Raw genomic sequence first — 12,297 nt, forward strand, 5'->3', positions numbered from 1 at the left:
GTAGGAGCGTTAATAGCATGTCAAATGAGAAAAAAGGAGTTTTGGCAGCCTTTTTTGCCTATGCCTTTTGGGGAGCATTCCCTCTATATTGGAAATTACTTGAGCATGTACCAAGTATGGAGATTTTATTATCCCGTGTCATTTGGTCCTTTGTCTTTACGGTGCTGGCAGTGCTCGTATTTCGAATGCGTCAGGATCTCGTAGCAGATTTAAAATATTTATGGTCACATCAAAAGCATTTCTGGCAGCTTGCGGGTGCATCCTTTGTCATTTCAATGAACTGGTATTTATATATTTGGGCAGTGACGCATAATCATCTCATTGAAACGAGCTTAGGTTATTATATTAATCCGCTATTGTCTGTAATTTTCGGGGTGATTTTCTTTAAAGAATCGCTGAGTCGTGCACAATGGGTAGCAACAGGAATTGCTTTTATTGCGGTGATTATTTTAACGATCAATTACGGCTCAGTACCTTGGGTAGCTTTATTGATTGCGCTATCTTTCGCTATTTATGGTGTGCTGAAAAAGAAAATTACACTGGATGCTACAAGAGGCCTAGTCATTGAAACGTTATTGATTTTACCCTTTGCATTAGGCTATTATGTCTATCTTTTTACTACACATCAAGCCTCGTTTTTACATGTTGATGTTAAAACAGATATTTTGATGATCTTTAGTGGTTTAGTAACAGCCGTCCCGCTTATTTTATTTGCGAAGGGGGCACAAAATATTCCTTTATATTTACTAGGATTTATCCAATACGTATCGCCAACGATTGTCTTAATTTTAGGCATCGTGCTATACAAAGAGCCATTTAGTCAGGTTGAGCTCCTTGCATTCAGCATTATTTGGGCAGCTTTACTTTTATTTTCGGGTTCGAAAATTATAGAAACAAGAAAAGCCCATCATAAATCAGTTTCGTAAAAGACTTGTAGATGTTTCTACAGGTCTTTTTTATGTAACTTTAATCACTTCGCTTTGTAATGGACAAAACTTTTTTATTTCCTTATCGGATTGAGCTACTAGATTTTCTGCTATTTGTTTAATCGTATCTTAAAGAATAGTAGACTGAGTAGGGTGAGGCTAACAATAGAGTCTTTTTGATAGATTCGACAAGGTAGGTACCTTTACTTTCCTGTTAGCATATAGTAAAATGACAATAATTAGATAACAATGATCAATTAATGAGAGGTGCTTTTTGTGAGTGCGGTAGGTTCTAACTAGGTAAAAATTGAATGAAATAGTGGCGATGACGACAGCAGGGGATACATGTTATAAACACCCCTTATTTTGTCATGGATCTATTTCAACAACCTATGTAGATACCTACAATACTTTATTAAGCGTGGCAGATAGGATAGAAACTTCAATTAGCTGAAGTTTTATTTGTGATGCCAGGAAAACGCGCCTTTTAAAGATAGAGCTGTGGGGATTCCTCACAGCTTTTTTATTTTGTTTAAACCATCATTGCTATCTATTATTGGGTAGGTATCTTCATGTATGATAAAACATTACAATGAGGAGCAAAAAGAAATGAATAATACTACACTTGAAAAATTACAATATCATGAATTAAAGGACATCGTTAAATCCTATTGTGTCAGCGGGTTAGGAAAACAGCTTTTAGATAAATTAATGCCAAGCTCAAACTTAACAGTGGTAAAAAATCGGTTGAATGAAACAACAGAAGCTCGTGCAATATTGGATGCAGAGGGGCATGTTCCGTTTTTAGGGGTATCGAATATTGAGCATATTATGACAAAGCTTGAAAAGGGAATGCTTCTAGATCCCAGTGAGCTAGTGAGTATCTCTGATTTTTTACGAGGCTGCCGCAACATCAAAAAATTTATGTTAGATAAGGCATTTTTTGCGCCTGTTCTTTCCTCTTACGCTCATTCTATGGCTGAATTTAAAAGCGTGGAGGAGGAAATTAATTTTGCGATCAAAGCCAATCGTGTAGATTCGGCCGCTAGTCGTGAATTAAAACGCATCCGACATCATATGGAAACGACAGAGGAAAAAATTAAAGAACGTTTAACGAAATTTATAAATAACAGTGCCAATAAACCGTATATTCAGGAATTTTTTATTAGTCAAAAGGATGATCGCTATACGATTCCAATTAAGGCGACCTATAAAAATCATGTACAGGGTACGGTCGTTGAAATTTCCTCAAAAGGGGCAACCGTTTTTATGGAGCCAAGTGTTGTCGCTAAATTAAATGTAGAATTAGCTACCTTAAAGGCTGAGGAAGCCGTGGAGGAATACCAGATTTTAGCGTCTTTATCAGGGCTATTGATGGAACATCTTCATGCCATCACCATTAACATGGAGTTGATTAGTCAATACGATATGGTTTTTGCCAAAGCGAAGTTCAGTAGACAAATTGGTGGTAGGGAGCCACGTATAAATGATTACGGTTATATTCAACTAATCAATGGTAAGCATCCATTACTACCAGGAAATGCGGTACCCCTTCAATTTTCCATCGCGAAAGACTACCGTAGCTTAATGATTACAGGTCCAAACGCTGGTGGGAAAACAGTTGTGTTGAAAACCATTGGCCTTTTAACATTAGCTACGATGTCGGGCTTCCATATTGTAGCGGACGAAGGAACGGAAATGGCTGTATTTGATCATATCTTTGTTGATATTGGCGATAATCAAAGTATAGAGAATGCACTTAGTACGTTTTCTTCTCATATGAAAAATCTTTCCGATATTATGAGAGCTGCTAATAATCATACACTCTTACTGTTTGATGAAATTGGCAGTGGAACAGAGCCAAATGAAGGAGCTGCACTAGCCATTGCGCTATTAGAAGAATTTTATCAAATGGGCTGTATAACTGTGGCAACTACACATTATGGTGAAATTAAACGATTTTCTGACATGCATCCTGATTTTATGAATGCGGCAATGCGCTTCCATGCTGAAACATTAGAGCCTTTGTACCAATTACTCATCGGCACCTCTGGAGAAAGCAATGCCTTATGGATTTCTAAAAAAATGAATGTCCGCGAAGCGGTTTTACAAAGAGCAAAGGATTATATCAATAATAAAGAATATCAGCTGACGCTCGTTCAGGATAGTAAAATTCGAAAGCCTAAAGAAGAGAAAAAAAGCTTGGCAGCAGCTTATACATTTGCCAAAGGGGATCGTGTGAAATTATTGGACTATGATGATGTGGGATTGGTATATGAAGAAATGAATCCGTACAATAATGTCAGCGTATTCTATCAGGGGCAAATACTAGAGGTGAATGTTAAGCGGCTTGCCCTTGAATTACCTGCAACAGAGTTATACCCTGAAGGATATGATTTAGAGACATTATTTGTAGACTATCAGGATCGGAAGCTTCAGCACGATATCGAACGTGGGTCGAAAAAAGCGTTACGCAAGATCCATAAACAAATAAAGAGTGATCGTCAGCAATAAAAACAAGGGATTGCACAGCCTCGTGCAATCCCTTTACTAATTAAGTTATGGAATCAATCTGTGCCTTAATCGTTCGATAGACTTCCTCAATTTTTCGTTTATAGGGCAAATCCACTAAATCCAGTGAATCTGTATAGGCCATTTTTGCAATTTCATAGGCTGTTGTTAGCTCACCAAAATGTGCAAAGCAAAGGGCTTTATAGGAAAAGCATTCATTTAAGCTTAAAATATCATATGGATGATTAATATAGATCGGTCTGTGTTTATACTGTTCGAATGCAGCCTTCGCCTCCTCATATTGTCCAAGTAAATATAAGGATTTTCCTTTTTCAGCATAGTAAAAGTTTGGATCTAGCTTGTCTAAATAATCATCGTGTCTAAGCTGATAAAAACGTTCTATTTCGATCAGAGCCTGGTCATAATTATTGCTGTAATTATTATAATAATGTGCCTTCAATACAAAAATAAAAGCATCAACCTCAACACGTTCAGCAAATGCCTGATATTGCTCCAGTTTCATAAACATATGATTGGTTTGTTCAAAATCACGATCAATCATGGCACAATAGGCACCAATTCTGTACATATTATCAATCTGATAGAACAGTTGGTTTTTATGAGCATTGGCAATCGTCTCTTGAATTAATTTTTTCCCTTCCTCATGCTCACCAATTGCAAGTTGGAAAATACTTGTATAATAAGTCATTAATAAGGCATCACGAGAATCGAGCTGATAGTCTTCTTGTTCGATAATTTCCTTTGCCTGTAAGATACAATCGTACGCCACTGTATATTGACGTTTTGCTGCTAAAATAGCCATCTCTAGGATAAAGGTTTTGAACCAATGGCTAAGTAAATTAATTTCCTTAAAAATAGTGCGGGCTTGCTGAAGCGGGACTTCCCATGTTGTTAATCCAGCTTCATACTGGGCATCTGCGTAAATATACAATAAACGGCCAGCTTCATAACTTTGAGGCAAGCCCTCCACAGACGGCTTAATTAAATCGACAATTTCTTGATGATGATGAGCATCACCACGTTTTACTTCTGCAAATAAACTTTCCACCTGCTCCAATAACTGGCGTATGGAGGATGGGGTTACTTCTTCCAGTAATGCACTAGCTTTTACACCTAAACGTTCAGCAATATAGTCAAGGCTTTCCATAGAAGGTTTAGCCTTATCATTTTCTATTTGGCTTAACATTCCTTTAGTTAGACGATCACCGGCAAGTGCCTCTAATGTTAATTTTTGTTCTTTCCTTAATTTGCGAATTCGTGTGCCTAAAGAGTCCACTGCCTCGCCTCCTTTTGTTTAATTATATTAAACTTTTGCTTGCGTGAAAAGAGGGAGCTATGGTATATTTTGTTTAACCTAATTAAACTTTTTAATTTAGTTAAATAATGGAGGGGTATAGATGAAAGAAGCGGAAAAATTAAAAAAGGCGACCTATCACTTATGGACGTTCACGGCGAGTAAAATGATTGCCATGTTGGGTGCAAACGTCATGGCATTCGGTATTAGCTTGTATATTTTATCGATGACTGGGTCGGCAATGAGCTTCGCTACCAATATGATTTGTTCAGTATTACCACGCGCACTTGTAGCACCCTTAGCAGGCTATGTCGCAGATAATTTTTCAAAAAAACGCACAATATTAATAGCACAGGCAGGAACCATTTTGACAGTAGGGGGATTACTGCTTTATACAGAAACAGTAGGAATGTCTGTTTATGCTATATACATAGCTACTGTTTTTAATACTATTTGCTCAGCCTTTTCTGGTGTAACGTTTTCATCTGCTATTGCCACACTTGTCAATCCAGAGCGATTACAACGTGCGATGTCATTTAACCAAATGTCAATGTCCGTAGCTGCAATTGGAGGACCAGTCATTGGTGGTATGATGTATGGATTTTTTAATATGGATGTATTTTTAATGGTGAATATGGTGGCCTATGCGATTGCCTTTTGTTTAGAGGCAACAATGGATTTTAACCTTTATAGTACAAGAGGGGAAGATACGAAAAAAGAAAAGATGTGGGAAGGGCTGAAAAGTGGTTTTCATTATATCAAGCAACGTAACGTCATTAAGACCATTATGTGGGTAGCATTGTGGATCAACCTATTCTTTTCTGCCATCGCTGTTGGAGGAACGTACATCATTATTGAATTGCTAAAAGTAGAATCCACACACTTTGGCTTTATTGAAGCATCTGGTGCATTAGGCATGCTCTTAGCATCCCTTTATTTCGCAACAAGATCTGAAGTAAAGGTCCCTTTACGCTTTTCGAAAATCAGCTTATTACTATTGGCGGGAAGTGTTGGCTTAGCAGTCATCCCTTTAGTTACTGATTTTTCCTATATAGCTATTGTGATCTTCTATCTCATCATTTACTTTATTTTCGCAATTTTCGAAATGGGGATTAATATGCCCATCGGGGTGTATATGCAAAAAATCATTGCGGAAGAGTATCGTGGGCGTGTTTTTGGGCTAATGGAAACGATGGCGATGTCTATGATGCCGATTGGTATGGTAGTCTATGGCATGTTATATGATACATTACCAGCAACTATTATTTTACCAGTAACGAGTGTCATTATTATTATCATTTCACTTGTGATGCTGCGCTCATCTATTTTAAAAGAGGCACATCCAGAGTATTACGAAAAAGCAGCTCTACCAGAAGGGGTCGCGAACACAACAACTTAAAATAACGAGGCTGGGACAGAACTCGATTATATTGAAAAACAATAAAAATGGATATTAGCTTTTTCACTTTAAGAAGTTAAATATGCCTTCCTAAATCAAAAAAATGTTAGACTAATTATATCTTGGTCTAACATTTTTTCTTTTTGTCCCAGCCTCGTTCTTAGTGTTGAAAAACAAAACAGTCAATTGAAAGGTAGAAATGGATTTCCGTTGCAGGCTACTTGCTTTCCTGTGGGCGAGCGCCGAATCGCTTCCTCCGCTACCGCTCCGTTTAGAGTTTCGCCTGTCTCGCTATCCCACGGGAGTCAAGTAGCCTTCCACTTCAACCCACTAACTTTTTAGCAAAGGTTTTCAAATAAAGTGAAGGTCTTCACTACCCATTATGGAGGGCTTTTGACACTCATTACTTCTTCGCAATGAAATTAAGAGTCTATCCTTTCTCTAATCATACAAATAATAGGCTAATTTGATTACTACGGCTAGCTAGTATGAAAGATAAGGAAAAGCCCCTTTTGCAGAATGGTTGATTGGAGTGGAGCCAGCGTCACTCCTAGGGGATTGAGCGTCACAGAGGAGACCCTGGAGCGAACGGAAGTGAGTGAAGCGGCTCATCGGACGCCCCCTGGAAAGGACGCTGGCGGAACGGAAATCAACCCCTCACCTTGCAAAGTTGCTTTTTCTGCTGTTGACATCATCTTTTTCAACAACATGAACAGGCATGCAGTGAAATGCATGCCTGTTCTTTTACTGATCCTCAATGACAATATAGGTTGCTTGAATAGGGCCATGGACACCAACGATAAGAATCATTTCGATATCGGCTGAGTTACTTGGTCCCGTAACAAAGTTGATACAGGAAGCAATTTTTTCACCCTGACGGATTTTTTCACTAATCCAACGAGCTGCCTGTGTCATACGAGGCACAATTGTACTTTTAGGAATGATAATGATTGATTTTTCGGGTAAAAAGCTAATGCTCCTCCCTCTATCTTTGCTACTAAAAAGCACGGCAGTTCCCGATTCTGCTAACGTCATTTCACTAATTGTCACACCGATATTTGCTTTTTCAGCTTGACGGATATTTTCCTCAGGTTGCTGTGAATCCCATTCATAAAGCTGAATATTGGCTCGTGGCCATTGTTCGTTCATAAGTGCGGATAATCCGTAGTCCTGGAACCGTTTATCCTTCCATGTAATAACAGACTGACCTCCATACTTGTCAACAACGTCCTGTAAATCCTCTGGAAGTGTGGCAGTATTAGAAATGACAATATTGGTATGGATGTTGGCACACTGCTTGATTAATATTTCCACCAATTCATCCTTTGTCGCATCTTTGAGCACACGATCTTGTGGCTGATACTGCCAAGTTGGTCGTGGTAGTTCTGTCTTAGGCGAACGTCCGAGCTGCTTCGCAATATTTGCTAAAAAGGTTTCTCGACGCTGAATCATACCAGTCATTATTGCCCGCCTCCTTTTGTACGATGTCTCATCCAGTCTCTAAAGCTGTCTTTACTTGGTGCAGGGAAATCCCTTGCCTCAGTCCATGCTTTTAATGGGCCTGGCCCTTTAGAAATAGTCTTGTTTTTAGTAAATGGAGACATGGCAGGTGCAGCCATTTTTGTCGCCATTTTATATAGGGTAGGGGAGGAAGCCCCTAGACCAAATGCCTTCATTAAAAGCTTTTCAGAGATAGGTGCCTTGCCCTCATTTTCAACAATGACCTGACGATGGCGATGAATGAGCTGATGTAATGGAATTTTAACAGGGCATGCATCTGTACAAGCACCGCACAATGTAGAAGCGTAGGGCAGTTCTTTAAAATCATCGTAGCCTCCTAAAAGTGGAGAAAGCACAACACCTACAGGTCCAGAGTAGATAGAGCCATACGTATGCCCACCAACATGACGATAGACAGGGCAAGCATTGACACAGGCAGCACAGCGAATGCATTGTAAAATAGGCTGGAATTCACTACCTAAAATAGCCGAGCGTCCATTATCAACAATAACTAAATGAAATTCCTCTGGTCCATCCGTATCCTCTTCGTCCTTTACGCCTGTTAACGTTGTAATATAGCTCGTTAGCTTTTGACCGACAGCACTTCTTGTTAATAAACTAACAAGGACCTCCATTTCTTCAAATGTAGGAACTATTCTTTCCATTCCCATAACTGTGATTTGTGTTTTTGGTAGCGCTGTTACTAAATCAGCATTGCCCTCATTCGTAACGAGTGTAATCGATCCACTTTCAGCAATAGCAAAATTACAGCCTGTAATACCAATATCGGCTGTTAAATATTCCTGTCTTAATTTTTCACGTACATAAAGGGCAAGTTCCTCTGGTTTTTCTGTTTGACTGTAGCCTTGTTTTTCCTTAAAAACATCTCGAATTTGCTCCTTATTTTTATGCAAGGCTGGCGCAACAATATGCGAAGGGGGCTCGTGATCTGCCACCTGCAAAATATATTCACCTAGGTCTGTCTCAATCACTTCACAACCAAGCGCTTCTAAAGCTGTATTTAAGTTAATTTCTTCTGTTACCATTGATTTGGATTTCACAATTTTTGCCGCATTTTTCTTTTTAGCAATGCTTTGAATATAGTCGGTTGCTTCCTGTGAAGTTTGCGCAAAGAACACATGCCCACCTCGTTTGGCAACATTTTCACTTAATTGATAAAGGTAATAATCAAGATTTGCTAAAACATGCTTACGAATTTCCTCTCCATGAGAACGCCATTCTTCCCAATGTCCTAATTCTTCTGCTTGTTGAAGGCGACGTGTTTGAAAACGTTCTTGGGCACTCGAAACCGCACGACGCATAAACTGATTATCTAGCTCTTTCGTGACACGTTGTTGAAACCGATCATCACTTGTTTTCATGGCCATGTTTATTTCCCCCTTTTATCGGCAATTTAACACTTCTGCAATATGCATCACTTTAATTGGCTTACCCTGACGTTGAATGCGGCCACCGATATTCAATAAGCAGCCTGCGTCAGCTCCTATCAAAATGTCAGCGCCTGTTTCTTCCACATTCAGTACTTTTTCATGGACCATTTCTCCAGAAATATTGCCCATTTTAACAGAAAATGTACCACCAAATCCGCAGCATCGATCCTTACCAGGGAGATCCACATAATGCAAGCCCTTGACGTTCTTTAATAATCGGAAGGGTGCCTCTGTTACACCAAGTAATCTTGTCATATGGCATGACGTATGATAAGTAGCTTTACCTTTTAGATACGCTCCAACATCTTCTATCTTTAATACGTTGACAATAAATTCTGTGAATTCATAGGTTTTAGCTGCTAATGCTTGCGCTTTTGGCTCCCATATGGGGTCTCCTTTAAAAACTTCTGGATATTCCTTCAACATATAAGCGCAGGAACCAGAGGGAGAGACTACATATTCAGCTTGCTCAAAGGCTGTGATCATTTTTTTTATCGCATTTTTCGATTCTTCGACATAGCCGCTATTGTAAGCAGGCTGTCCACAGCAAATTTGATCCTCTGGAAAGTCGATGTCACAGCCAAGTCTTTCTAATACTTCAACAACTGCTTTTCCCACATCCCCTTGAAACATATCCACTAAGCAAGTGGCGAATAGTGTGACTTTCATATTTCATCGCTCCTTTTGTAAACAACTGGTCATCAGATGACTTGTCAATAATTTAATCTTACAACAAATTTGAAAAAGTGAAAACGTTTTTTAATGAATTTTCAGAAAAGAAAAACTACCTAGCTTGTACTAGGTAGTTTTTAGTGTGAATTGGATTCTGTTGTTTCGAAATATTGTAATAGCACTTTTTCAACGTTGCTTAAATGAGATGCCATTGCATGTTTGGCTAGCTCTTCGTTTTGCTGTTTAATCGCGAGGAAAATCTGCATATGTTCATCATATAATTGTTCGCTCGTTGTTTTTTGTGAATACAACCAAATTCGCCGTGTCTCTTTCATCGTTTCGATCATTAAACCAGAAATTTGATCTAAAATTATAGTGAGTAGGGGGTTTTGAGAGGCATTGGCAATAGCTGCATGAAATTGATAATCTGCTTTTTCACCAAGCTCGCCATCACCATGTGCCTGCTTCATATCCTCTAAAATTTGTACCATTGCCTGAATATCCTGATCTGTACGTTGGAGGGCTGCACGTCCTGCTGCTCCCACTTCAATAATTTTGCGCACTTCTAGTAAATGAGCAATATCCTGTCTATTCGTTAACATAGCGGTGGATAAAGGAAAGTCAAGCTGATGGGCTGGCACACTTTTGACAAACGTTCCAGAGCCTTGTTTGATTTCAATCAATCCCATTGCTTTTAATGCAGATAATGCCTCCCGTACAGCGGAACGACTCACTTGTAATTGCTCGGCAAGCTGCTCAACTGAGTCAAGCCGATCACCTGGCTTTAGGACACCAGCTCGAATTTTTTCATGCAAGATTTCGGATACTTCTTCATAGATCTTTTTTGGTCTAATCTTTCTTAATTCCAAGGGCTACACCTCTTTTTTTCGCTCATTTGCTATCATCATTATACATGAAAATAAGTCATTTACTCATGGTTTACCATGAACACTTTGTGTAGAGTAGGGTACTGTCGAAATTTGAGGAAATAATACTGAATCATATAAACCTATAATAAGGTCATCTGATGACTTTATATCCAGATGATTTAAACAATGAGTATAAAATAAATAGTTTCTTACGATAACATGAGCGTGATAGTGTCTATGAAAAACAGAAGCTTCTTTCAACATTAATGACAAGTAATCGACACTGTCAAGAAAAAGGTAGAAAAATTAGCTATACTCTTTTTGAAAAAGGGGGAAGATTGGCGGATTTTGTTGACAGAAAATCAACAGGAGCGCATAATGCAGAAGTAGCTTGGTGGGACTTCTCAAAAATCTCATCATTTTGCCATGAAACGTTCACAAACTAGAAGGGCGCTTTTTATTTTGTTTTTTGGTACGATGGATGCAGTAACTGTAAGGAGCGAATAAAAAATATGGGATCTGATATTAACGTATTTTTAGCTTTTGGTGCAGGGTTCTTAAGTTTTATTTCACCATGTACTCTTCCATTATATCCAGCATTTTTATCGTACATAACGGGTATGACATTAGATGAGCTAAAATCAGAAAAAGGTATGCTACAAAAACGTGCCATTTTCCACACACTATTCTTTTTACTAGGCTTTTCCATTATCTTTATCATTATTGGACTAAGTGCTTCATATGCAGCAGAATTCTTCCTGAATTATCAAACATTATTACGACAGGTTGGGGCTATTTTAATCGTCGTATTCGGTCTAATGATTGTCGGATTATTGCAGATAGACTTCTTAATGAAGGATCGAAAGTTCCAATTTAAAAATAGACCATCTGGCTATTTTGGGTCTGTCTTAATTGGTATTGCCTTTGCGGCAGGCTGGACACCATGTACAGGACCAATCCTTGCATCGATTATCATGTTAGCAAGTACAAACCCAGGTGCGGGCTTTAGCTATATGTTTGCGTATTATTTAGGATTCGCCATTCCATTCTTCGTGCTATCTTTCTTCATTTCACGAATGACTTGGATTCGTACACACAGCCAGAAAATTGTAAAAATCGGCGGTTACATCATGATTGCCGTTGGGATTTTATTATTCTTTGATGGCTTAACGTATATTACACGCGTTTTACAGCCTATTTTCGGTGGATTTACAGGGTTTTAATTTGTTAAACTAAAGAGGCATACCGAACTTTAACGTGGAGGGAGATGAACATGTGCCTACAGTTTTAGTAGTAGATGATACGCTATTTATGCGTGTTGCAATCAGTAATATGTTTACAGAATGGGGCTATGAGGTAGTCGGTAAGGCAGTAAATGGTAAGGAAGCTGTGGCGATGTATCGTGAGTTACAACCAGATTTAGTCACAATGGATGTAACGATGCCCGTTATGACAGGTATTGCAGCCGTAAAAAAAATCATCCCAGAATTTCCAGATGCAAAGATCATTATGGTAACAGCATTAGGGCAGCAAAAATTAATCGTAGAAGCGATTGAGAGTGGGGCAAAGGATTTTATTACAAAGCCTTTCGAGCCAGAACGATTAAAGGCTGTTGCTGATCAATTACTTGGACAAAATTGTTAATTAGACATTA

At 38.7% G+C, this 12,297-nt stretch carries 10 protein-coding genes; 5 read left to right on the forward strand and 5 right to left on the reverse strand.

The annotated features are described in order from the left end of the window. Positions 1-17: 17 nt before the first annotated feature. Both rarD and L6W14_RS07960 read left to right on the forward strand, forming a co-directional pair. A complete protein-coding gene (rarD, locus tag L6W14_RS07955; protein WP_237900240.1) occupies positions 18-926 on the forward strand; it encodes an EamA family transporter RarD in 909 nt (302 codons plus the stop codon). Positions 927-1,535: 609 nt separating this feature from the next. Continuing rightward, positions 1,536-3,440 carry an endonuclease MutS2 gene (locus L6W14_RS07960; protein WP_237900242.1) on the forward strand — a complete coding sequence of 635 codons (1,905 nt, stop codon included), beginning with the start codon at positions 1,536-1,538 and terminating at the stop codon, positions 3,438-3,440. 40 nt (positions 3,441-3,480) lie between these two features. Here the strand turns inward: L6W14_RS07960 and L6W14_RS07965 are convergent, their stop codons facing one another. Further along, on the reverse strand, positions 3,481-4,734 hold the full coding sequence (locus tag L6W14_RS07965) for a helix-turn-helix domain-containing protein (RefSeq protein WP_237900244.1): 1,254 nt from the start codon (positions 4,732-4,734) through the stop codon (positions 3,481-3,483). Positions 4,735-4,855: 121 nt separating this feature from the next. Here L6W14_RS07965 and L6W14_RS07970 point away from each other — a divergent pair, with 121 nt between their 5' ends. Further along, positions 4,856-6,151 carry an MFS transporter gene (locus tag L6W14_RS07970; RefSeq protein ID WP_237900246.1) on the forward strand — a complete coding sequence of 432 codons (1,296 nt, stop codon included), beginning with the start codon at positions 4,856-4,858 and terminating at the stop codon, positions 6,149-6,151. 744 nt (positions 6,152-6,895) lie between these two features. Here L6W14_RS07970 and L6W14_RS07975 read toward each other — a convergent pair. The 4 genes from L6W14_RS07975 to L6W14_RS07990 form a co-directional block, all read right to left on the reverse strand. Beyond that, positions 6,896-7,612 carry a LutC/YkgG family protein gene (locus L6W14_RS07975; protein ID WP_237900247.1) on the reverse strand — a complete coding sequence of 239 codons (717 nt, stop codon included), beginning with the start codon at positions 7,610-7,612 and terminating at the stop codon, positions 6,896-6,898. Continuing rightward, positions 7,612-9,039: a LutB/LldF family L-lactate oxidation iron-sulfur protein gene (locus L6W14_RS07980; RefSeq protein ID WP_237900249.1), complete on the reverse strand. Its 1,428-nt coding sequence runs from the start codon at positions 9,037-9,039 to the stop codon at positions 7,612-7,614. Before L6W14_RS07980 ends, L6W14_RS07975 begins: the two co-directional genes overlap by 1 nt. 15 nt (positions 9,040-9,054) lie before the next feature. Further along, positions 9,055-9,771: a (Fe-S)-binding protein gene (locus L6W14_RS07985; RefSeq protein WP_237900252.1), complete on the reverse strand. Its 717-nt coding sequence runs from the start codon at positions 9,769-9,771 to the stop codon at positions 9,055-9,057. Between the two features lie 140 nt (positions 9,772-9,911). Beyond that, entirely contained in the window at positions 9,912-10,643 is a 732-nt protein-coding gene (locus tag L6W14_RS07990) for a FadR/GntR family transcriptional regulator (protein WP_281114715.1), read from the reverse strand. Between the two features lie 512 nt (positions 10,644-11,155). On the opposite strand from L6W14_RS07990, the gene L6W14_RS07995 reads away from it, so the two are divergent. Together L6W14_RS07995 and L6W14_RS08000 are read left to right on the forward strand one after the other, a co-directional pair. Then, on the forward strand, positions 11,156-11,866 hold the full coding sequence (locus tag L6W14_RS07995; RefSeq protein WP_016995208.1) for a cytochrome c biogenesis CcdA family protein: 711 nt from the start codon (positions 11,156-11,158) through the stop codon (positions 11,864-11,866). A gap of 34 nt (positions 11,867-11,900) precedes the next feature. Then, positions 11,901-12,287: a response regulator gene (locus tag L6W14_RS08000; RefSeq protein ID WP_004229473.1), complete on the forward strand. Its 387-nt coding sequence runs from the start codon at positions 11,901-11,903 to the stop codon at positions 12,285-12,287. The last annotated feature ends 10 nt before the right edge of the window (positions 12,288-12,297 follow it).

This window comes from Lysinibacillus sp. ACHW1.5 (genome assembly GCF_022014815.1).
Classification (GTDB): domain Bacteria; phylum Bacillota; class Bacilli; order Bacillales_A; family Planococcaceae; genus Lysinibacillus; species Lysinibacillus capsici.